General features: G+C 45.2%; 29 protein-coding genes and 2 pseudogenes. 29 read left to right on the plus strand and 2 right to left on the minus strand.

The annotated features are described in order from the left end of the window. The first annotated feature begins 2 nt into the window (after positions 1-2). On the plus strand, positions 3-302 hold the full coding sequence (locus ACJJIP_RS07455) for a hypothetical protein (protein ID WP_444946551.1): 300 nt from the start codon (positions 3-5) through the stop codon (positions 300-302). Positions 303-398: 96 nt separating this feature from the next. Continuing rightward, a complete protein-coding gene (locus ACJJIP_RS07460; RefSeq protein ID WP_444946552.1) occupies positions 399-659 on the plus strand; it encodes a hypothetical protein in 261 nt (86 codons plus the stop codon). 519 nt (positions 660-1,178) lie between these two features. Here the strand turns inward: ACJJIP_RS07460 and ACJJIP_RS07465 are convergent. After that, positions 1,179-2,120 carry an IS110 family RNA-guided transposase gene (locus tag ACJJIP_RS07465; protein ID WP_444946553.1) on the minus strand — a complete coding sequence of 314 codons (942 nt, stop codon included), beginning with the start codon at positions 2,118-2,120 and terminating at the stop codon, positions 1,179-1,181. A gap of 356 nt (positions 2,121-2,476) precedes the next feature. Here ACJJIP_RS07465 and ACJJIP_RS07470 point away from each other — a divergent pair, with 356 nt between their 5' ends. From ACJJIP_RS07470 to ACJJIP_RS07545, 16 genes and pseudogenes are all read left to right on the plus strand, one after another. After that, positions 2,477-2,914, plus strand: coding sequence for a DUF695 domain-containing protein (locus ACJJIP_RS07470; protein ID WP_157533277.1), 438 nt, complete (start codon positions 2,477-2,479; stop codon positions 2,912-2,914). A gap of 128 nt (positions 2,915-3,042) precedes the next feature. Further along, the gene (locus ACJJIP_RS07475) at positions 3,043-3,450 is read left to right on the plus strand and encodes a hypothetical protein (protein ID WP_444946554.1); all 408 of its coding nucleotides are present in this window, start codon (positions 3,043-3,045) and stop codon (positions 3,448-3,450) included. Positions 3,451-4,188: 738 nt separating this feature from the next. Beyond that, positions 4,189-4,425 (plus strand): DUF6795 domain-containing protein, encoded by a 237-nt coding sequence (locus ACJJIP_RS07480; RefSeq protein ID WP_444946555.1) that lies wholly within the window; start codon positions 4,189-4,191, stop codon positions 4,423-4,425. A gap of 364 nt (positions 4,426-4,789) precedes the next feature. Continuing rightward, positions 4,790-5,173, plus strand: a complete 384-nt coding sequence (locus ACJJIP_RS07485; RefSeq protein ID WP_444946556.1) for a hypothetical protein — start codon at positions 4,790-4,792, stop codon at positions 5,171-5,173. An 88-nt stretch (positions 5,174-5,261) separates the two neighbouring features. Further along, on the plus strand, positions 5,262-5,585 hold the full coding sequence (locus ACJJIP_RS07490) for a low molecular weight protein tyrosine phosphatase family protein (RefSeq protein ID WP_020411203.1): 324 nt from the start codon (positions 5,262-5,264) through the stop codon (positions 5,583-5,585). Between the two features lie 222 nt (positions 5,586-5,807). Next, positions 5,808-6,275: a hypothetical protein gene (locus tag ACJJIP_RS07495; protein WP_444946557.1), complete on the plus strand. Its 468-nt coding sequence runs from the start codon at positions 5,808-5,810 to the stop codon at positions 6,273-6,275. Positions 6,276-6,554: 279 nt separating this feature from the next. Further along, on the plus strand, positions 6,555-6,830 hold the full coding sequence (locus ACJJIP_RS07500) for a hypothetical protein (RefSeq protein WP_444946558.1): 276 nt from the start codon (positions 6,555-6,557) through the stop codon (positions 6,828-6,830). A gap of 15 nt (positions 6,831-6,845) precedes the next feature. Continuing rightward, positions 6,846-7,229, plus strand: coding sequence for a hypothetical protein (locus ACJJIP_RS07505; RefSeq protein ID WP_444946559.1), 384 nt, complete (start codon positions 6,846-6,848; stop codon positions 7,227-7,229). Between the two features lie 324 nt (positions 7,230-7,553). Next, positions 7,554-8,204 (plus strand): hypothetical protein, encoded by a 651-nt coding sequence (locus ACJJIP_RS07510; RefSeq protein WP_444946560.1) that lies wholly within the window; start codon positions 7,554-7,556, stop codon positions 8,202-8,204. A gap of 62 nt (positions 8,205-8,266) precedes the next feature. Beyond that, positions 8,267-8,758 carry an ankyrin repeat domain-containing protein gene (locus tag ACJJIP_RS07515; protein WP_444901253.1) on the plus strand — a complete coding sequence of 164 codons (492 nt, stop codon included), beginning with the start codon at positions 8,267-8,269 and terminating at the stop codon, positions 8,756-8,758. Between the two features lie 1,086 nt (positions 8,759-9,844). Beyond that, positions 9,845-10,153: a transposase gene (locus ACJJIP_RS07520; protein WP_444946474.1), complete on the plus strand. Its 309-nt coding sequence runs from the start codon at positions 9,845-9,847 to the stop codon at positions 10,151-10,153. 89 nt (positions 10,154-10,242) lie between these two features. Beyond that, positions 10,243-11,007, plus strand: a pseudogene (locus ACJJIP_RS07525) (IS3 family transposase); the annotation flags it as partial. 52 nt (positions 11,008-11,059) lie between these two features. Further along, complete coding sequence (locus ACJJIP_RS07530; RefSeq protein ID WP_444946561.1) at positions 11,060-11,443, plus strand: SMI1/KNR4 family protein; 384 nt, start codon at positions 11,060-11,062, stop codon at positions 11,441-11,443. Then, positions 11,424-11,879: a hypothetical protein gene (locus ACJJIP_RS07535; protein ID WP_444946562.1), complete on the plus strand. Its 456-nt coding sequence runs from the start codon at positions 11,424-11,426 to the stop codon at positions 11,877-11,879. The genes ACJJIP_RS07530 and ACJJIP_RS07535 overlap by 20 nt, the downstream gene beginning before the upstream one ends. A gap of 91 nt (positions 11,880-11,970) precedes the next feature. Next, positions 11,971-12,300 carry a hypothetical protein gene (locus tag ACJJIP_RS07540; RefSeq protein ID WP_444946563.1) on the plus strand — a complete coding sequence of 110 codons (330 nt, stop codon included), beginning with the start codon at positions 11,971-11,973 and terminating at the stop codon, positions 12,298-12,300. Positions 12,301-12,727: 427 nt separating this feature from the next. Continuing rightward, positions 12,728-13,024 (plus strand): GmrSD restriction endonuclease domain-containing protein, encoded by a 297-nt coding sequence (locus ACJJIP_RS07545; protein ID WP_444946564.1) that lies wholly within the window; start codon positions 12,728-12,730, stop codon positions 13,022-13,024. Between the two features lie 216 nt (positions 13,025-13,240). On the opposite strand, the gene ACJJIP_RS07550 is transcribed toward ACJJIP_RS07545, so the two are convergent. Further along, positions 13,241-14,302, minus strand: coding sequence for a glycosyl hydrolase family 28-related protein (locus ACJJIP_RS07550; protein ID WP_444946565.1), 1,062 nt, complete (start codon positions 14,300-14,302; stop codon positions 13,241-13,243). A 360-nt stretch (positions 14,303-14,662) separates the two neighbouring features. On the opposite strand from ACJJIP_RS07550, the gene ACJJIP_RS07555 reads away from it, so the two are divergent. From ACJJIP_RS07555 to ACJJIP_RS07605, 11 genes and pseudogenes are all read left to right on the plus strand, one after another. Beyond that, positions 14,663-15,397, plus strand: coding sequence for an SOS response-associated peptidase family protein (locus ACJJIP_RS07555; RefSeq protein WP_444946566.1), 735 nt, complete (start codon positions 14,663-14,665; stop codon positions 15,395-15,397). A 56-nt stretch (positions 15,398-15,453) separates the two neighbouring features. Then, positions 15,454-15,687 (plus strand): hypothetical protein, encoded by a 234-nt coding sequence (locus ACJJIP_RS07560; RefSeq protein WP_444946567.1) that lies wholly within the window; start codon positions 15,454-15,456, stop codon positions 15,685-15,687. Beyond that, positions 15,677-15,973 (plus strand): hypothetical protein, encoded by a 297-nt coding sequence (locus ACJJIP_RS07565; protein WP_353376486.1) that lies wholly within the window; start codon positions 15,677-15,679, stop codon positions 15,971-15,973. The genes ACJJIP_RS07560 and ACJJIP_RS07565 overlap by 11 nt, the downstream gene beginning before the upstream one ends. A gap of 9 nt (positions 15,974-15,982) precedes the next feature. Next, positions 15,983-18,036, plus strand: a pseudogene (locus tag ACJJIP_RS07570) (ClpP-like prohead protease/major capsid protein fusion protein). 98 nt (positions 18,037-18,134) lie between these two features. Next, positions 18,135-18,278, plus strand: a complete 144-nt coding sequence (locus ACJJIP_RS07575; RefSeq protein ID WP_444946568.1) for a DUF2190 family protein — start codon at positions 18,135-18,137, stop codon at positions 18,276-18,278. Continuing rightward, complete coding sequence (locus tag ACJJIP_RS07580) at positions 18,245-18,505, plus strand: capsid cement protein (protein ID WP_444946569.1); 261 nt, start codon at positions 18,245-18,247, stop codon at positions 18,503-18,505. Before ACJJIP_RS07575 ends, ACJJIP_RS07580 begins: the two co-directional genes overlap by 34 nt. Before the next feature lie 7 nt (positions 18,506-18,512). After that, entirely contained in the window at positions 18,513-18,713 is a 201-nt protein-coding gene (locus ACJJIP_RS07585) for a hypothetical protein (protein WP_353376482.1), read from the plus strand. Positions 18,714-19,094: 381 nt separating this feature from the next. Then, entirely contained in the window at positions 19,095-19,604 is a 510-nt protein-coding gene (locus ACJJIP_RS07590) for a hypothetical protein (protein ID WP_444946570.1), read from the plus strand. Between the two features lie 66 nt (positions 19,605-19,670). After that, positions 19,671-19,808: a hypothetical protein gene (locus ACJJIP_RS07595; protein ID WP_020411301.1), complete on the plus strand. Its 138-nt coding sequence runs from the start codon at positions 19,671-19,673 to the stop codon at positions 19,806-19,808. A gap of 526 nt (positions 19,809-20,334) precedes the next feature. Further along, complete coding sequence (locus ACJJIP_RS07600) at positions 20,335-21,105, plus strand: alpha/beta fold hydrolase (RefSeq protein ID WP_020411299.1); 771 nt, start codon at positions 20,335-20,337, stop codon at positions 21,103-21,105. A gap of 302 nt (positions 21,106-21,407) precedes the next feature. Then, positions 21,408-21,776: a hypothetical protein gene (locus ACJJIP_RS07605; RefSeq protein ID WP_444946571.1), complete on the plus strand. Its 369-nt coding sequence runs from the start codon at positions 21,408-21,410 to the stop codon at positions 21,774-21,776. Positions 21,777-21,816 lie beyond the last annotated feature (40 nt).

A 21,816-nucleotide genomic window follows, 5' to 3' on the forward strand; every position in this document is an offset into this window, starting at 1 on the left:
TCATGGTTAAAGAAGAACTTAAGATCGCATTACTTGAAGCCGCTAGTTACTTTCGGTCTCGTGGTATCCCCGAATGGGAACTTGAAGCCCTAGGGGCGGTAAATAAAATAGAGAGAAATGACTTTAGCTTTTTAGAAGATCTTTGGATTAAATATGCACCAACTTGTGATATTGACGATTTGCTGGTCACAAAATATGCAACTGAAGATGAAGATAAGGTAAATAAGCTAAACACCCAGTTAGCAGAGATCGCAAATAAAGTGTTTGCGTTACTAGAAAGAGTAAAGTGTGAAAAAATATAACAAACAGCAGCACGATCGCCCGCAAACTACGCGGGCTGGACGGCCTACGCTTCACTTCGGCCTCCCGTGTGCAGGGCGTTATATTTCAGAAAAATCATGATAGATAGCAAGGAAAATCCAGTTGAATGGAGTCAATTAATGAGTGAGCTAGAAGATGCGCATGAGCATCTAGGTGATCTCATTAAACAAATGGGATCTAAGGGGAGCGTCGATATCGAGGGCTATTCTATAGATATAGCCCATATATATGCGCACTTAAATCGAGCGTGGAATTCCCGTGATTTCAAAGGTGAAATGAGTGAATCTCAATGGGAGGAGTTTCGTTCTTTTCCCTCTGATTTAGAGCCAATCGCGTAATGAAATATAACCAGCGGCGGCACAATCGGCCTTCGGCCTGGACTCAGTACTGCGTACTTCGCCTGTGCGCCAGACGTTAGGCTTCTTGGTAGATCGATGAAATGTTAAGGATATTGTCTCTCGCTTTTTCTATCTTTGTGTTATCTGGATGCGGCGGTGTTGAGTGCTCGGAAGAATCTAAAAGGGTTTCTGTAGCAAAGGCTTTATCACAGCATCAGCTTGAGTTTCTCTTCAATGAAGCTACAAAACTAATGTCACAAGGCGCTCAACCTCTACTAACTGGAGGCGAGGTTCCGGAAGAGTTCAACTTAGTTAGTCCCAGCGTGATTAGAGTTAGATCGAAATCTGTTTGGTTGTACTTAGAGAGCTGCAGTTTCGATAATAAAGTGATCATGTTTATAGATAAGAAGAGCCCTAGCCAAGGTAATATAGTTTTAAAATGGGGTGAGGGTCCTGAGATGCAATCAATCGAGTTATGGAGCAAAGCCTAACAAGTGACTATGGTTGCTCGTCAAGCTTTTAAGCCATATTTTCATCCCAGTAGGTGTTGTTTTTCACCATGGTATTCAGGATGGTAAGTTGCTTTCTCATACAGGCAATGAGGGCTACTTTTTTAGGTTTACCAGCGTCGACTAATCGCTTATACATTGGCTTTAATTTGGGATGATGTTGAATAGCCGACATGATGGAAACAAACAGAACGGTGCGTACGCGATGCCTTCCGCCTCGAATATGTCGCTTGCCATGGAAGCTACCGCTATCACGGTTCATTGGGGCGATTCCTACGAGTGCAGCGATTTCTTTACGGTTCAATTTTCCTAGCTCAGGAAGTTCGCTCATCAGTGTATAAGCCAATACATTCCCGACTCCTTTAGCGCTCAACAATAGGTCGCGTCTTTGCCGCCACTCAGAAACACTGTTAACGAGCTTATCCAGCTGTTTGTCGATTCTTTCTAGTTCTTTCTTAATGGTATTTAGAATAGTTTGAATAGGTTTGTGCACTGATTTAGGCATCCGCTGAAGCCGGTTCTTTTGCATCGTGCTCATCTCTAAACACTGACTTCTTACAGTTAGTAAGTCACTGATCTCCCTTAGTTTCTCTGGCTTCAGCACCTGCAGCCTTGGCTTCATGGCCTCACCAAAGTGTGCGATATCAATTGCATCTAGTTTGTCAGTTTTGGCGAGGCGCCCTGCGGATTTGGCGAAGCTTCTGATCTGAGAAGGGTTGCAAACAACAATAGGCAATCCCGCTTTGTTTGCTGCACAAACAAACTCTAATTCAAGTCTTCCTGTAGACTCTATTAGTACTCTTTTAGGTTTAAGAGGTTGTAGTTGTTTAATGGCATCCTTAATACCATTTTTATCATTGGTAACACTAAAGAATTGGCCAGTAGGTCTCACATAAATATCGAGTTGTTTACTACTGGTATCGATACCGACATTGATCTCTTGAGGTTTCATAAGATAAGCTATCTCCGCCTTGCTATTCGGGCTCGAGGCCCACATGACCATTCGAGTTATGCCTAGTGAGTGCTTATCACGTTCATACTTGTTATCGGTCTTTTACGAACCGGCCAGGCAGCGAACTGTGATAAACAAGGCCTTCGGTGGCCGCCGAAGGTGGGTCTCAATTTACCCGTTAGCGAAAAGGATTTTCAACATCAGAATCGGGCAAGAACAATCATACAAGGCCAAGCAGCATCGCCCCTCCGGGGCTGGACCTCGCTACGCTCGGCCGCTGTTGGCAGCGTTATATTCCCTAGAGAGGGTCGCAGAAGTTGAAAATCTTTAGCACATTTTTAATATGGTTGATATTTATGTCTAGTGCAGTTGCTGAAAATATATATTTCACTGCAACCGGTGAGCAAGAAGGGAAGCCTGTTATTTACAGGAGTATGCAAAGTGTCCCTAAGGGGGAAAAGGAAACAGATTTCCCTACTTTGATAAACATATATTGGCCATTTGAAAAGAAAGAAAATAATGGCATGCCTGATCGAAATACGAACAAAAAACAAATCGTCTTTGAAGATGCAATAGCACCCTTAGACGTAAATGGTGTGTCACATTTAATGATGGTTGTTACTGGCAATGGACGCAAAGAATGGATTTGGTACGTTAGAGACTCCGACGAATGGATGGAAAAACTTAACGAACTTTTAGTGGGACACGACGTATATCCGATACAAATTGAAATGGAAAATGATCCTGAATGGTCTACCTACCATAACTTTGTTTCTGACGTTAAAGGAATATAACAAGTTGCTGTACGCGGACACATACTGCTACGTTCGTTTTTGTGTCTGTCGCTGCGCTCCATTTTCACACAAAAACGTTCTCCGCAGTATGTGCCGGTGAGCAAAGCGTTACACGGCAAGGAGAATTAGTGCTCAATCGAAAGTTAGTTGTAGTATTTTTTGTATTAATGCCATGCCTAGTGCTTGTTTTTTTGCCGATATACTCTGTTGTGAGTGGGTACTTGAATCCAAGTTTAGAGCACGTAGAGAGAGCAAGAAATTACCTTCCAAACTCTAAACTGCTTCAGATCGGATTTGGTTCTGGCAGCTACTCCTGTATCAATGGAGAATGTGATTACAGTAATACCTATGATCAGAAACAATTTATAAGTGTTTCTAGCGCCAGTAAAATTGTTACAATTCGCAGGTCATATGAAGGTGAATGGACAGAATCTGTGGAAGAAACCAATCTAAAGTTAGGGCTTTCACTTTTAGCTATTTATACGCTAGCAATATTTGGTTTGGGATTTTCACTAAGAGAGCTAAGGCGTGTGTAACAAGCCGCAGCAACCGCTCCCGCTGGTCGCTGGGACAGCCAAAGTGCTGCGCTTATTTGTCTGCCCCTGTGCGGGGCGTTATGTAAAGTGCGAGAAACTAGATCGTGCAACTTATTAAGAAATATCGAGATCGGCTTCTGTATCTGATCGTAGTGCTGACACTGCTTTTGATTACCTTGGTAGGGCAGAGGGCATCGACTAACGATGATATTATTTACGGTGCACTTATCTACATTTTTGGAATGTTCCTTTTTTCACCAATTGCCTTGGGGGAAACAATGTACGTCCCCTATTCAAATACCGAATTAGTTAAGGGTAGAGACACTGTTTTACGTAGTGTTTTTTCTATCATATTTCTATTCATCGCGATTATTGGTTTGAGTTTTATTTCTTGAGTGGTATGCAAGTAAGATCACATAATAAGTGGGTGATGTTCGTTCCAGCTACTGCGTGGCTTCCACCGGACCTCCTCTGCTTCGCAGCTCCGGCCGCATACCCAGGGCGTTAGGCCCCGATCAAAAATAATGAAGAAGCTAATTTTACTTTTTGCACTTTGCTTTCTGGATGTTCAGTCGTTAGCTTCCATAAGCTTACTTCGAACCTGATAGGTAAAATCATATTTAATGGTGATCCCGTGTCGGGAGCCAAAATTATCTTTAAAGCTAAGTCACACTGGTACGGCGAATGGGAGACAAAAGAAGTTGTTACAGGTAAAGATGGAGAGTTTGAAGTTCCATAGTGGAAAAGATTAGGCCATTTGTTTTTGTTCATCAGCCGGTGATTGAGCAAGAACTGATGATAATATACCAGGGAAAGGAATACGAAGGGTGGAAATACACCAGAATGAGTTATTCTGACAAATATGATGGCGCTAATAATTCTTTTTTACAGTGTGAGTTAAAATCTAGTATGTCTACTCAAAAAGTCGATGGCTCTAGAACTGCTAAAGGGGTATGCATTGTTGTTCAAGCCTAACTGGCACAGGTTAGCGAAAAATTTCTCCGCTGCTTCGCAGCTCCAAACTTTCCGCAACTGTGAGCGTTAGGTGTTGTACGTACTATGAGACTATTTACTGATTTTTATACAAAGGTTGCACTTAAGCTTTATCCATTTAGGTGGTTATTAGTTGTGTCTTTTTTTCTTCCTTTTATAGGTTGGTCTCTTGTCTCGACGGCATTATTGGTAATGCTGTGGGTGTGGACCAATTTAGGATTATTTATTGTTTTAACTTATGGACCTATCAACCATTTTGAGGGTTCTATTATATGGAGTGACGGGTGGCGGCCTATAGCTTGGGTTTTCCTAATTCCCAATTCTCTTATACAAAGTAGTTAACAGAATGAATAACGAACACAGGGCACGGGATTGGATTAACTTCATTTTAGAGAGATGCCAGTTCCCTGATGCACAAGTATTAAAGGAGCACCTCGACAAAGCCATGGTTTCTGAGTTTTGTCAGTGCGGTTGTAATAGCTTCAAAGTTATGGTATCTGCTAATACCAAAGCGATTGCAGCTCCAGATAAGTACGGTGTAATTTTTGAAGCAAACTTTAATCTTGAAGAAGCAGGTAAAACGTTAGAGATCCTAATTTTCTCTGGAAAATCAGGAATGGTTGAATATATAGAAATAGACTGTTGTGGTAACAACTTTCCTGTTCCAGAAGCAGTTGAAGTTGTTGGAGAGCCGTTTCATGTCAGTGCCGGTAGTGTGTTAGCTCTCTAACAAGAGCCTGCACAAGCGCGCACTTCGTGCGCTGGACTCGCAACAAGTTGCTCGCCTGTGCGGCGGGTGTTCTGCATCGAGAGAGTAGATGAAAAAAGTATTGTTCCTATGCAGCAAGAATAAACTGAGGAGTCCGACAGCTGAAGCGATCTTTAGTGGCGTTGATGGCTGGGAGGTATATTCGGCGGGAATCAGCAACGATGCTGAGGTTCATGTTGGTCTTGAAGACATCGAATGGGCTGACCATATATTTGTTATGGAGAAGGTCCATAAAAAGAAACTGAGTAGCAAATTTGGCCGAGCTATAAAAGACAAAAAGGTGATCTCGTTAGATATCTCCGATAATTACGATTATATGGATAAAGAATTAATCGATATACTTCGGTCTAAAGTATCGGGGCTTGTAAACTAGCAAATACAGAACAAGCGCTGGCACGATCACACACTTCGTGTGCTGGACCTCCACCGCATTGCGGCTCCGGCCCGTGCTGCTGACCCCTCTGTACAGGCTGCTATCGAGACTGCAGAGCTTGCTAAGTCCAAAACGAAGGTGGCAGGGTAAGAGTTGACTACGTCAAAATTGATTTAGTCGAAGTGCCGGATCAGTGCAACTGTAAGCAGCCAGCACTACATTTTGGATGCTGGTTTAAATCTAGTGGGGCAGTACTGGCAGACGCTGGTGGCATATGTCAAAGGCAACGCTAGTGGCAATGCTGAATACAGTGGCGCCAGAGGGGCAAACCATATTGGCAACCCGGCCAAGCTGCAGAACAAAGTACGTTTTATTACCCCGATTTTTTATTGTAATTATCCGACTAAAACGGGCGTTACCTTAATTGATTATGTAAAAATCGATGTGGTGGAAGTGCAGGACCAGCGCAATTTACCGATGCTTCAAGCTGGTATTGCTAGCCTGCCTACCAGTTCCGCGCTGTCCGGCTCAGATAATGGCAGTACCGCAAAAATCACGATTGCCGCGCATTCGGTGCAGTTTGGTTTTGGCATTGTTAATTTTACAACAGTGGCAGCATTACTGGGTTGTCCTTCAACACTAGGTATTACGTATACTGCGATGATCCAGGTACTCAGGGCGGTGCGGTGACCTATTACGCAACTACCAACATTTACCAGCTGGCCGGTAACACTTGGCGCCGAGGTGTTGGCACCATTAAAACCCCGAGCGGCGGCACCACGGTACCCCGAGACCCCTGGTGCGTTGCCGCAGGCAGCTGGCTGTGCGAAGGTTTACTAGCGGACAACTGCGAAAGCGGACAACTGCGAAAGCGGCGACCTGATCGACTGCTGGGATACCGGCGACGAGGAAACCCATCTAAGCCCCATTATTGGCGGGGTAGATACAGATTCAGAAATACCCTGTGTATTGCTCACCACAGAAAGCGGTGCCCAGGTAATTTGCAGCCGTGAAACTCCCGTTACTGATCGTACTGGCCAAGTGTACGAGGCTCAAAACTGTCAGGGGGTTGAGCTGAGTGTACTGCATGAAGATGAGCCTTTGACGTGGGAAACCGTCGAGCGGGTCGAATGTGCCGGCCTGCGTACTGTGTACAAGGTCTCTGTAGGTGGCAAGAGCTACGCTGCCGGCGAAAATCCATTACACCGCATAATCACTCACAACGGCGTACATAAATCTGATTAAGCAAAGGAATAGATAATGCCCAGTTTTTCCCCCGTAACAGTGCCAGGCCTGGAGGCCTGGCAGTTCGCCTACACCATCGACGACGGCCACAGTGCCAGCACTATTGTGCGCACAACGGTAACTCAGGCCACAGAGCCCACTAATAGCGATGATCAGGCTGCTGCAGTACTTAAATGTACGATTGCCGTAATTGACAACCAAAACACAGTACAAACTGATGGTGCCGGCGATCTAATGTCCAGCGTTTATGTAACCACCAAGACTCTGCAGACCGATGCAGGCCAGCCGGTAAACGTTGCCGATCATGCTGCTGATTTAGTAGCGAGTTGTATTGTTGAGGTGGCAAATCGTCTGGCCGTGCATAGCTCTATTGCGGCGATGGCGATACCGAGCGGGTGATACTGGCTGTAGTTTTCAGTAGTGGAGAGGGCGTGCCGCCGGTGCGAAAGCCCGAATTATAGAGCCATGGCTGACATCTACAGAAATTCCCCCCTAACTTATTGATTTAATTATGGGTAAAATGTGTTCAAGAGCGGGAGGTCGAACCAGACGACTTGAGCCAATGGCTCACTATCTCTGGTTGTTATTTAAGCAATGGTTTATAACCTGCTGTAAATAAAGGCTTTTTTGCAGAGCTTGAAGGCTCCACCCAAGAAATAGTAGCCAAATGGATAGTGAGCCATTGGCTCTTTAATAAACTGTTAGGTTTCAGGTTCAGCAATCATGCTAGATATCGAGAATATAAAAGAAGAATGGAATAAGTATCTTGATGCTAGAGATACAGGAATAAAGCATGTTTGGAAACCTTTGCTATCAAAACAATTGGAAGAAATTAAATCTTTGAATAAAGAAGATTTAAATGACTATCTTTTAGAGATTTGTAAACTTCATTTTGATGTAGGTTTAAATATTCCTGTGGAGCATCCAAATATTTGGCCTCAAATTTTGGAATTATGGAAATGTAAGCTGGATAATCCAGATGAAAAAATATTTCTATGGTTGTTTAAAGCAAAGCTCTATAAGGATGCATATCTTTTGTGCTCAGGTGAGCCAAAAGAACTTTTAGAGTCCGCTTTAACGATTAATCCAGAAAGTAAAGAAGCAAAAAAATTATTATTCATTGAGAATTTAGATTTGCTTGATTTTGCAATGCATAGCTTGCCGTGTGGCCTTCACTTAGAAGTAGACACCTGCAAGTCAGCTATTTCTGAGTGCGAACAAATGCTAGTTAAGAATCCTGAATTAAAAATATACAAAACAAGATTCAATATAGGCTTTTCACATTATAAGGAAATGTTTTTTGCTTGGTTGGAGTATCAAGAAAAAGGTATTAAACTTGAATTCTTTGATTGGTACAAACCAACTGAAACCTAACAAAAAAATCCAGGTGACGCCTACGGCGCACCTGATTTTGGCGTTAAGCGACTAGGATATCGATGAGCAAGGAAAAGTTTGATTTACTCATTAACGCGGTAATGCAGGACAAGTCTCTAGCCGAAAAACTCATCTCGGAAGACCCGGAGATAGTACACGCTAAGAATGGGATTGGAGAGACTGTGCTTCATTATTTAGCAGTTGAAGATCATCTAGATGAAGTCGCATGGTTGTTAGCGCGTGGATCTGAAATCAATACGGCTAATGAATTTGGCAACACTCCTTTGTCTGAAGCTGCAAGCCTCGGTTATTATGAGCTGTGTGAATTTCTACTCAAGGAAAGTGCCAATCCTAGGCAGAAGACTCCAGATGGAGATACTGCTTTAAGTGAGGCTGCAATTAACAATGAGCATAACGTGGTAGAACTTTTACTAGGCTACGTTGAGCCAGCAGAGACTCTGCAGGACTACTTCTCTTATGTGGGGTATGAAGTATTGCTAGATAAAGAGAGTCAGTCAGCAAAACTTATTAACCTAAAAGGGTTAAAGTGGTGAGGCGCCTAACAAGTTTAGGCAATCGGACAAATTACGCCGCCTTCGGCTCCGCAATTTTCCGTTGCTAAAGACGTTAGTGGTAAGCAAGAATGAGATTTCAGTGCCCACATTGCAAAAATTTTGGAGTCAATGCTTTTTCAAAGATTGGGGCGCATTCACTTGGTCCTGCACGATGTTCAAGCTGCTGTTACCACAGCGTTGAGCCAACACAGTGGCAAAAAGCAAAAAAGGCTTTGTGGGCAATAACTGGCCTATCTGCGTTTATTTCAGTGTTTATGGTAAGTGTACTACCGCTTCTTATCTGTTTTTCCGCGAGCGTTATACTTTCTCTATTCACACTATTTACGGTAAAGCTTCAACCAATTACAAACGCAGAAGTACACAATGGCCAGCTAAAGTTTTTAGTCGTGGTGCTCGCAGTGTTAGGGTTAGCGATTTACGGATACATCTTACAGTGATTGCCACTAACAAGCGCAAGCAGGTTGCTCCGGCCCTTGGGGCCTCCGCGGGACGCCCAACGCAGTGCAAATTTTGTGCAGGTCGCTGCGCTCCCAGTTTCACACAAAATGTGCACAGCATTGGTCGCCCCTGTTGCGGGCGTTATGTGACTAAAAGAGTAAGCTCAAAATGTTCAGGCAACTAAGCCGTAACAGAAAGGTACTTTCCGTATTTAGCATCGGAGTAGCCGTGTGGTGTATTTCTATGCTTGGCTATCAAATAAGTTATGCAGAACGGGTTATGTCAGTACTAGAGAGTTGCATAATTGAATCGCTCGAACTTTGTGAGAAAGTAAATGAGGTCGAGCTGTATCGAAGCCTATGGAATGGGTCTGCCAGGTACTATGCTCTTGCATCGGTATTCTTCTGCGTTATATATGGTGCAACCTCTTTTGGTGAGCGAAAGAAAAGAGTGGAGTAGATGCCATCACATAACAAGCGGCTGTTGTCGCCCCTGCGGGGCTTGGACTGCCTTTCCGCTGCTTTGCAGCTCCAGGTCAGCCCCAAAGCCGGGCGTTATATTCAAGACTTGCCCACGTTTGGTAGACACCCTGTATAGTTAGGTTTAGGCCTAACACGGAGGTGTATCATGGGTAAGAAAAGAACTCAGGCGTATACGGAGGAGTTCCGTAGAGAAGCAGTTAAGAGAGCAGAAAAGCCTGGAGCAACAACGGCTTCTGTGGCTCGAGAGCTAGGCGTCAGCGCACAGCAGATCTACAACTGGCGTCGTCAATTTAATCGACTGTCTGATAAGCAGTTCAATAGTTTAGACGGCGTCAACTATTCCAAGCAGGAAAGCACTGAAGTTCGCAAGCTCAAGAAGGAACTGCATGAAGCACGTCAGGAGGTTGAATTTCTAAAAAAGGCAGCTGCGTACTTTGCGAACCACCAAGAGTAAAGTACGCACTGATACAAGAGCATGTGGGGTCATTCCCGGTTAGCTTGATGTGTCGGTGTTTAGAAGTCTCAAGATAGGGTTATTATCGATGGCGAGGGCGGTTGCCACCTTCTCGCACGATTGGAAAGATACGAACAATCGATAAAATCCGAGAGACGTTTACTGCGTTTAAAGGTCGTTATGGAGCGCCTAGAATCGCTTGCGAGCTTCGAGAGTTAGGTGAGCCATGTTCACGGAACTACGTCGCTAAGCTTATGCATCAGGAGCATATTAAAGCGAGAAACGGCAAAGGCTTTCGATATAGTCAGCCCGTAGAGGGGAGCATTAATGTCTCCGCCAACTTACTTAAGCGTTGCTTTGATGTGGATCGACCAAATTGCCGCTGGACAAGTGACATTACGTATATCTGGGTTCTGGAGCGGTGGTTGTACCTCGCGGTAGTTATGGATCTGTACTCTCGACGTATTGTAGGTTGGGCATTCGACTCCCAGATGACCGATGAATTGACACGTCGAGCATTGAAAATGGCTCTAGAGCGACGACAAATAAAGCCTGGACTAATAGTTCACTCTGACAGGGGTGTGCAATATCGATCGCAGAAATACCAGGATCTCTTGTCCGAAAGCAAGTGCAAGCCGAGTATGAGTCGCCAGGCTAACTGTTGGGATAATGCGGCAATGGAATCATTCTTTAGCAGGTTAAAAGTCGAGCTGGTCTATGCCGGAACATTCGAAAGCGAAGAGCAAGCAAAATCTGAGGTGTTTGAATACATTGAGATTTTCTACAATAGGGTTCGTAGGCACTCTGCATTAGGCTATGTAAGTCCAGCAGAGTATGAGCGAAACTACGCATAGTTAGAGTGTCTACTTTTTGTGGGCAAGACCAACGTGAGTAATACACAAACATATGAAAAATATAATTAATACAATTAATAATGCCTTTGACATTGAGTTACCATCTTTCTATACCGATGCTCTTATAAATTATCCATTTCCATCATCTGATGATCCAGACTGTATTGAGGGACAACTTGTAAAAGACCTAGACTGGCTTATAAAAACTAATCGGAAGCTTCGTGAAGATGGTTTCTGTTATCAAGATTATTGGCCAAATCATTTTTTTGCAATAGGCTTTGACGGCTTCGGAAATTATTATTTTATCAATTTACTCCAACAAGATACTTCTATATATATCACAGACCATGAAGAAGATTTTAATCACAAAGAAATTTCAAATATGGAACTAGCTTCAAACATTGAAGAATATATCAATGACTGTCTTGAAGAGTAGAAAACTTTTACTGAAAACATATAACAAAGCCATTAAATACGTTCCGGCCAAAAAACGGCCTCCACCGGACTACCTACGCGTTGCTTCGGCATCCGTTTATGGCGGCATTAGGTATAAAAGTATGTATGTAGAAAAATTAGTGGAGCTAAATCTACTTTGTATATTGAACCAGTGTCGATACCAAGCCTATGAAATACGGACTTTTCATGAAAAGTACCATAATCAACTTGGTGAAGATGAAGTAATATTTCGTGATGCAGTGTGTCAACTTTCGACGTTAAAATCGATTGAAGAAGCACTAGCTCGACATCACGAGAAACTTCCGATAGAAGAAGCAGAATTGATTATGACAAGCTTGTATAGAGTATCTTCTGGCTTCTCTTTTGTCTCGAAACTGAAGTATGAATTTCTATATGAGCATGATCAAAAAGCCTAACAAGTTGCTGCTGTACGTTCCGGCCCTTCGGGCCTCCACCGGACTGTCGTCGCTTCGCGCCGCCAGCCGTAGAGCAAGACGTTAACCGTATATGAGCATTACCATTGAGCAAGAAATAGCACGAACGAAAAAGTTGGTATCTGCCGCGAAGTCAGTAGTGTCTGGGCAGGTAGGAATTACTATCGGTTCTAAATCAGTGTCGAACAAACTTTACTGGCTAGGGCCGGAATGGGAAGAAAGATATCCAATATTTAAGGAGTTTCATTCAGCTTTGCCACTAGATATTCCAGTGGGTGTAGAGCGTCTTGAGTGGAACCCGGACCTTCTTCTTGAGCTAGACCCAGTTTTAGCCGAAATAGAATTTAAATTTCGTCCGCGTATACTTGAGGCTTGTATAGCCATTATCAAGCAACACGATTAACAAGTTACTGCATCCGACAACCTACACTCCGCTCGCTTTGTACTGTACGCTACGCTAGCACAAAGCGGCTCCATTCCGGTGGCGGCTGAGTAAGGCGTTATTGCTGTGACAGGTTGTATTTGTCCCAATAGTTGGCTTTTTGTACGATCCTTCAAAATAATAGAGAGGGGGTGTCATGCGCCTGATTCTACCGATCGTCTTTTCTGCCGTTTTATCTGGCTGCCTCGAGGTTGAGGCTAACAGTAGTAGCGACTACGACCACCATGAGTGACTACCAGGCTGGTCTGACTCTGACGGCGACTGCCAGAGCACCCGTCATGAGCTGCTAGTTCAGTTCTCTCTAGCTCCGGTTACTTTTACCAATGACAAGCGCTGTACGGTCGATACTGGCCTATGGCTGGATCCTTACACCGCTCAGTTCTTCAGCATGGCTCCTGACCTTGATGTTGAGCACATCGTGTCGTTGTCTTGGGCGCATGAGCACGGTGGTGCCAGTTGGACCGTTAAGCTGAAGCGTCAATTTGCAGAAGACCCTGAGAATCTATGGTTGGTCGATGATGGCCGAAACCAAAGCAAGGGAGACAAAGGCCAGGATGAGTGGCTGCCACCCTATGAGCCCGTCCAGGCTATCTATGTGCAGCGCTTCACGGCGATAGTTGAGAAGTATGGGCTGAAGTTCTCAGAGCAGGAATTAGCCCGGATTCTGGCACTCTTGAACGAATAAGCCGTACCCCCAGCTTCTACCAATCCTTTAGGGTGCCACCCTGGCGCCCGCCGTTTCCTGTATATCCTGACCCCCTAAGCACATCAAGGATACCATTAAGTATTTATCAATGATTAACCCTTTTTGGCCCCTCTATAGCTTTGCCGAAGGGGAGGGGCCTTCAGTCACTCATTACTCTTGTTCGCTGAGCGCCCAAGATAATTTCCTGTAGTTAGGCTAAGTTGCCGTGTATGTGTAAGAGGTTACAAATTGATCAACAATTTGATCTCCATTTTGATTATTTTGTAAAGCTATGAGGCCATTTGCTACTAAACTTGAATGCTCTAAACACTCCAAAACAATCCCGCCGCGTTCAAACGTTGATGTAATAGCTACTAGAGTACCTGTTGTTCGGCTGCCAGTTATGACACTGCCTTTTCCTCCTAAAGATTTAGTCCCGATAACTATTCCATTGCTACACCCTTCGAAATGTAGTGTGTCACCAGATAAGATATCACGCTCCATATATATTCCTCGAGTAATAGAATTTTCATTAGCTGCTTCAATGGTGACATGTGACACTTTTAATATCATTCCACCTACTGCAGAATGAATTCCATTGGTTATATTACTTATAGCTTGTATGTTTACAGAGCGTACTTCTACTATTGACGGACCTCCACTCCCACTATTTTCCCCATCAAAAACTATACCGTCCACATTCTCTAAACCATCCAGTAGTACATTAAATAAACCGCACTGCTGATTCATAGCATTTGAATAGACGATAGACTTTCCAACAGAAGCCTTGTTTTGATGAATGCGCAGGTTACTTATTTGTGTGTCAAATGCATTTCCATTTACCGAACCTAATCTAAGTATGCAGTCCCCACTAAAATTTTGCTCATGTGCACGAATAACTGAAGATATGCCTTCCCCGACGATATGAGTCTTATTAGGAATCACGAGTGGTCGGCTAATTGTATATACGCCCTTTGGGAAATATAGAGTTCCACCTTCGGAGGCATTAACAACACTGCTAATGTAATTTAAGGCATTTTCGATGCTAGCTGTATCGTCTGTGTAGTGATCTCCCTTGGCACCAAAATCCTTGACTGAAACAAAGTCGTTGAGTTTTCCACCAAGATCTCTTGAGGATGCACCACTTCCATCCGAGAGATAGGAATTTGGAGTAGAGGTTGTCCCGGCATGTACGGCAGTTGTTGCTAATGCACTTGCAGCCCCAGCCCCAAGAGCTCTCTTGATGAATCGGCGCCTGTTATCAGTTTTGTTTTCCATTACGTACTCCTTGGTAGATTTTATAGACGACAAATTTTTAAGTCTAAATGCCTATTTGGGTGTTGATGTATTAGAGTGCCTTCATATCTATTGGCGCGCAAAACAATACTTTAAAAGCTCGAAATGCAGTATTGAGAGATCAATAGATAGGATGTAGGAGCAAAAAATAGACGGCTCTTATGTTGAAGCTGTTAGTAGCGAGGGGGGAGTGGCAATAGTGGAGAAGTATGGGCTGAAGTTCTCACAGGAAGAATCAGCCAAGACTATGGCACTCCTGGAAGAATAACTGATTTAAACGCCTGCTATCATTATTGCTAGATTTTCAAACCCAGCTTTAATCTTGCAGCGTAGAGGGCTCTCATGTGTTACTCCTTTGCTGTGCCCAGCAATAGATTGCTTTCGGAATTACCAATTAATTTCCAGAATGATGGATTGTCGTGGGAGCAGCTGCGTTTAGATCAAGAGTGGGAAAAGTCCTCCAGTAAGGATGAAGTTAAACATGTGCTGGGACTAAAGGGGCAACCCCGGGTGAGTCAATTCCGGCTAGCAGGGCCTGGTCAGCGTGTATACCCGCGGTACTTTGCTCCAGGCATTGTGAGCGATGGGGGTAAGAATTGGTTGCGTCCGCTACGTTACTCGATACGCCCGTCTAACTCAGTTTGGGATCTGGCAACAAAATACAGCCTTTATAATGCTCGACTAGATAAATTGCTTGAAGCAAAAACTTGGCGGCCTCTGATAGGTCACCAACATGGAATATTGCCGTTCACTAGCTTCTTTGAGTGGGTCGAACACAAGGGTAGTAAGGCTCAAGTCCAGTTTACGCCAAAGGGGAAAGACTTGATGTGGGCACCTATCCTTTGGGACTACTGGGAATCTTTGGGAAGTGAGGTTGGTTACTTTTCATGTACCTTGATTACTGATGACCCAGCACCTGAAGTTAAGGCTGTCGGGCATGATCGAAGCCCAATCTTTTTAGGGACAGACCATATATTGACCTGGTTAGATGCAGAGTCTCAGTCAGCTGATGACTGGCAGGAGTTCTTAAAGGGCCACCGAGAGCCGGTAACCTACAGTCACTACATGATTGCATGAGTAATGAAAGCTGTTTGGTCAGGAGTTTTGCTTGATTGAGGAGTTCTTGTATTCATATGCTGTGTATTTTAGAAACCATGCACCGTATGACTGCTGCCGGCACCATGGCCAGCTTTAGCAGCATTAGCAAAAACTACAACGGCACCTACAGTTCTCAGCGCCAGGAATTGGTAGGGCAATGGACAAACTACGAAACCCTCAGCCTGGAATTCTGTGAGGAGATTGTAGAGCCGGTCACCAGGCGCTGGGTGCAAATGGATCTTAGCAGACGCCTTTCAAGTGTCCGCTGATGTGGACCCCGCAACCCTGATGCACGTCGATTTTATTACCCCGGTCATGCCCTGGATTAATCCAGCCCATGAAGCCAGCGCCGATGAAACCCTACTGGAAAATGTTCTGGCCAGCCCACAGCAGACCACTCGTCGGCGCGGCAAGAAGCCTGACGATGTGATTAAGCAGACCGCTGCCTGGCAAAGAAAGCTGCGAGAAAACAAGATCACCACCCCAACCAAACGCACCGCTGTTCCCCCACAACAAGCTGAGCCTGAGCCTGAATCTCAATCTGAACCTGAATAGGAGGCAGCGATGCCCAAAAAATCTTGGTACAGCATTACCGCTGCCGCAAATAACACGGAAGCCGATATCTATCTGTACGACTCCATCGGCTACTGGGAGTTGACCACAAAAGATTTTGCCCGAGATCTCAAAGCACTCGGGGATGTCAGCAAGATCAATCTGCACATTAACTGCCCCGGTGGGGATGTGTTCGACGGTACCGCCATATACAACCTGCTGAAAGATCACAAAGCCGAGGTGGAAACCTGGATTGAAGGCATTGCAGCAGTATGGGCAGTGTGATCGCTCTGGCCGGGGATACCGTCCATATTGCCGAGAACGCCTATTACATGGTGCATAACCCCAGTGCGGGTGTTCGTGGTGGCGAGCGTGCCCTGGAAAAAACCAAGAGCCTGTTGGCCAAAGTCAAAACCACCATGAAAAGTCTGTACTCCTCGCGCACCGGCATGTCCGATGAGGAAATCAGCCAAGTGATGGATGACGAGACCTGGTATACCGGCGCAGAGGCAGTAGAGGCAGGCTTCGCCACCGATACCACCGCCGAGATCGAGATGGCTGCCAGCTTTAACGGCGACCACTTACACCAATTCAAAAATACCCCTCAAGCCATTAGTACATTGGTTATGCAGGGGTCCACTGAATTTAGATTCCCGTCTGCGGTTGCAGGCACTCAAACCCAAACTCAAATCCAAACCCAGGAAGAGCAAGCCATGACCATATCCACCTCTACAAAGCCAGCTGCAACCGCTGCGACCGAGGTCACCCCGGAAATGAAAGCCCAGATTGCCGCCGATGCCAGAGCGCAATTTGCAGCCGATGAAAAGCAACGCAAAGACGATATCAAAGCCGTATTCAAAGGCTTCGACGCTCATAGCACAGTGATGCAAATCTGTCTGGATGATATGGACTGCAACGCTGAGAAAGCCAAAGACCAGCTGCTCACCGCGCTCGGCAGTCAAACCCCAACCCCCGTGCAAAGCTACAGCCTGGTGGTGCAGGAAGGCGAAGGCATCAAGCGCATGAAGGCTGATGCCGAGAATGCCATTGCCATGCGCGCCCTCGGTGAAAAGCGCACCGAAGGCAACGAGCTTACCGGCTACACCATGATGGAGATTGCCCGCATTCTGATGCAGGCCCACGGCCAGAATTTGGCGGGCTTGGATAAGATGGGTATCGTCGCCGCCGCCTTTACCCACAGCTCCGGGGACTTCGCCACGGTCCTCGGCAATATTGCGAATAAATCCATGCTGAAAGGTTATTCGGAAGCAGCAGAAGTATTTCCGCAGTTTACCGCCACCGGCAACCTTAGTGACTTCAAGATCGATACCCGCACCGACCTCGGCACCTTCCCCTCACTGCGCCAAGTGGCACCGGGTGCAGAATTTAAATATGTCAGTATTGGCGAGCGCGCCGAAACCGCCGCACTGGCCACCTACGGGGAAATGTTCTCCATTAACCGTCAAGCGATTATCAATGACGACCTGGGGGCCTTCACCCGTATCCCACAAAAGATGGGCCTTGCTGCGGTCCGTACCGTTGGAGACCTGGTGTTTAGTATCCTGCTCAACAACCCACAAATGGCCGATGGCAAAGCCCTGTTCCATGCCGACCATGGCAACCTCGCCACTAAGTCTGGTATCAACACCGCCAGCATCGATGCCGCACGGGTATTGATGGGCAAGCAAAAGGATGGCACCGCCTTCCTGAATATTCGCCCCAAATTCCTGTTGTGTGATATCGCCGATGAGGGTGCTGCAAAGGTTGCCCTGGAATCTGAATTTGAAGTAGGTGCTTCTGAGAAATCCAACACTGTACCCAATAGCGTGCGCAATATTGCCAGCGTGATCTCCGATGGTCGCCTCAGTGGGCACAATGGCTGGTACCTCAATGCCGACCCGGTAGCGCACGACACTATCGAAGTGCTTTACCTGGACGGCCAGCAAGCGCCAGTACTGGAACAGCAAAACGACTGGAGTACCGACGGGGTGGAGTTCAAAGTACGCCTCGATGCCGCAGCCAAAGCTTGGGACGCAAAAGGCATGGTGAAAACGCCCAAGACCTAATACCCAGCTCAAACCGAACCAAACCTTAAAAAATCCGAAAAGGGCTGCACATAGCGGCCTTTTTGCTTTCAGTAATTTACTCAATTGAGAGAAAGAGAATGGCTACTAATTTTGTACAAGACGGGCGCATGCTGGATTACACCAATAGCACTAGCGCGGTAATTACCTCTGGCCAGGTGCTAGCAGTAGGCGCAGTACTGGGTGTGCGATGGATGATATCGCCGTGGGCGCATCTGGTGTGATCGCTATTGAAGGCGTTTTTATAGTGCCCAAGGTATCCGCCGCAGAGATCAGGCAGGGGGAAACCCTCACCTGGGATGTATCCGTAGCAGCCTTTAATAACAGCGCCGCAACAGCCGCAACCGGCGATATCACCGGCCCCACCGCCTTTGCCGCAGAGGCTGCCGGTGATGGCGTTACCAGCCTAGCAGTCAAGTTTACCGGGGTGCCGGGCACCGTGAAGGTCTAGGTGATTTATGGACCTGGACCAAAGAGCCACAGAGCGCGCATTTCGTAAATGGGGTAAGCCCGCTACCTATACAGACGGTAGCGGTGCTGAACCTATTGATTGCAAGGTGATTTTTGAGCAGGAGATTGACGAGTTCGAGGATGAGGGACGTGTGCGGATACCCCGTTACTGGTCGGTGAGGTTGGGACCCATAGCGTGGGGGATCTGATTTACCACGCTGGTAAAGAGTACCAGGTGAGTACTTTATTGGAGGATGATGGGATTGTGAGGCGGGTGCAGGTGGTAGGTTAAATAATTGTATAAATCGACATAGTCACATAAAGTGTATAAAGGAAAGAATTTAAACTGCTCATCAACCAATTTTTTTATTTAACTTAATGGGTCAAATAATAAAGCTTTTTTATTCTGATTAATTCAGGAGAAAATCTAGAAATACAAATCAATATAAAATTTAGGTGCTCCTCATGAAATTTTTCAGGTTTTCCTGGTTGTATCAGTATTAATGGTTGGTTGTTCCCAGGTTCCTTCCCAAAGAGCATATCTAAATACAATTAAAGTTGCTGCAAAGCACCAAAATTATGGGGAATTCGTGCTGGCTGAAAACTACCATCAAAAAGTATTAAATGAAATGAGGGAGGGCTCGTCAGTTAGTCCTGATTGGCTTGCTATACAGATGGATAATTTGGCGTCCGCAAAGAATCTAAATAATAAGTCTGATGAAGCCAGAGTTTTATTAACTCAAGCCTACGAAATTTTGAGTACGAAAGAGCAATCGGATGATGGTGATATAGTTTTAATAGAAAGTAACCTGGCAAGAACTGAGGAATTGTTGGAGAATTATGAGTGTTCGGAATTGTTGTATAGGAGTTCCTTAGAGAGAAAATTAAAAATTGAAGATGCGCGACTTTCGTTTATAGCTGCTGACTTAGCAGGAATTGCTCGTATGCTTGCACGCAAAAACAAAATGGATGAAGCGATGGGGTTCCATCTAAAGGCAAAAGATATGTATGCTAAGAGTCTTGGTGTGAATAGTCTTCAGTGGCAAAGAAGAGTAAAGCTGTTTGAAGCAATAATGAATACCCAGGGTAATAATAAGTAGGTTTTGCAACCATTGATGGAGGAGGTCAACTTCCAGTAGTGATGGAGGCGGCGGAAAATCTCTTGTTTGCAGCGCATCGAGTTGGGTCTACTGGTAAATGAAGTGGTGGCTACAACTCTAATTACCCTTGGTGGTGTGGATTATACAGTGCGCAAGCGGTTGCCGGATGATGGAGTTATATGGCGGGTACAGGTGGATAGTTGAAACCCAGAGATCTTTGGTTTTGGGGATATTAAGGGAGACTGGCGTGGAGTAAAAAATATACAGTCGTGCTTTTAATAACAAAGATCAAAAGGCGCTTCTTCTTATCGGTGAAAATCAGTGATCTATTGATATTTATAGGGCCCCAAGCTGATATAAAACAGGGTGATATAAAGAAATTTCTCTTGAACTCACTGTTAAGTCACAGGAGAGAAAGTGAAAGAACAAGAATGGGCCAAAACGGTAGCAGTAGAAATTCATAGGCACCTTAAAGGAATTCCTGCAAGATTGCTTAGGTACGGTGACAGATTTGATTTTATGTTCGTGTGGGAATGTTATAAACCCAAGAATGAAGAGAGGAGTGTATTGGTGAAATAATTGAAAGAGAAATTGAAGCCTCCCAGATTATGGAGGAAGTTCTATTTAATAATCGGTCGAGAGGCAGGCAAAAGTATTTTGCATTTCATCGGCCATTAGTTGCTAAGAGGGCTTAGCAGGTCAAAGATTGATATATAGTTGGAGAGTTTTGATGATTGAAAAAAGTGGTTACATAGAAATCTGTGGATCACCAATTTTTTACGAACTATCTGGTAATCCAAATGGTGAGCCGCTACTAATGTTGCATGGAGGCTTAGGTTCGGGGAAAGACCTAGCTCCTTTGCATGAATATATTGCTCCGGACTTTCATTTGATTAGTATCGATCTTCGTGGTCATGGAAGGTCACCATTAGCAGGGCCCTCGTTGAGTTATGCTCAATATGAAAGAGATATCCAAGAAGTGCTTTCTCATTTAGGCGTTAAACGGTATTCAATATTTGGTTTTAGTGATGGCGGAATTGTGGGCTACCGGTTGGCGGCGCAACAATCAAAAAATGTTGTTTGCTTAGTCACACTTGGTTCGCAATGGCGATTGGAGGCTAATGACCCATCTATCGAGGCCCTGGGTGGCCTGACTGCTGAGTTTTGGAGTGAAAGCTTTCCTGTAGATGTGGAGTCCTATAATGCCTCCAATCCCAACCCGGATTTCAAGAGCCTTGTAGAATCAGTAAAAAAAGTGTGGCTTGATACTACAGGGGCCGGTTATCCATGGGGCCTGGTCGAAAGAATAAAGTGTCCGACCTTAATTATTCGAGGTGACAATGATTTCCTTTTCTCATTAGATGAGGCTGTTGCGCTGAAGGCAAAAATACCTGATGCCAGTTTTGCCAATATTCCATTTACGGAGCACGCTTCTCATCAGGAGTCACCAGAATTGGTAGGTATGATTCTGAAACAATTTTTGTCTCTGCACAAAAATTAACAAGTTGATGATGCTCGTTCCATCTCTACAGCGCGCTACCGGACGGCGCACGCCACGCTTAGTCCGCCGTATTTCACGGTGTTAGGCATCAAGGATATTTAAAATGCGGGTACTCTTCATATTCTTTCTCATTTCTATATCAGCTTCTGAATCTTGAGGAGGAGCTTGATAAGTGCGACAAATTCTATTTACGGTGAACTCTACTCAATTACCCCCTGTCGCAGAGCCAGCCAGAAATGGAACTACTAGCTTAGCGGTGAAGTTCACCGAAGCACCTGGCACAGTGAAGGCCTAGGTGATTTATGGACCTGGACCAAAGAGCCGCAGAGCGGGCGTTTCGTAAATGGGGTAAGCCCGCTACCTATGACGATGGTAGCGGCGCTGAGCCTATAGAGTGCCGCGTGATACCCGATAAGAGTATTGATGACTTTGCTGATGATCGGGTGCGAACGCCGCGTGATGAGTTCAGCCTGCTGATTAGTGAGGTTGGGTCTCACAGCCCGGATGCCTTAATCAGCTTTAACAGTGTGGAACACAAGGTGCGTAGCTGCTGGAAGATGATGGCATCGTGCGGAGGGTGCAGATGGACGGTTGAAAAATACACACTTGTGCATTTGGTGACAAAGATCAGCAGCAGCTTCTTCTATTTCTGGGTGAAAATGGGTAACTAATTGAAATATATAGGGTTCCCAAAGTGATATAAAGCAGCGA

The sequence above is a fragment of the Microbulbifer variabilis genome, assembly GCF_052467165.1.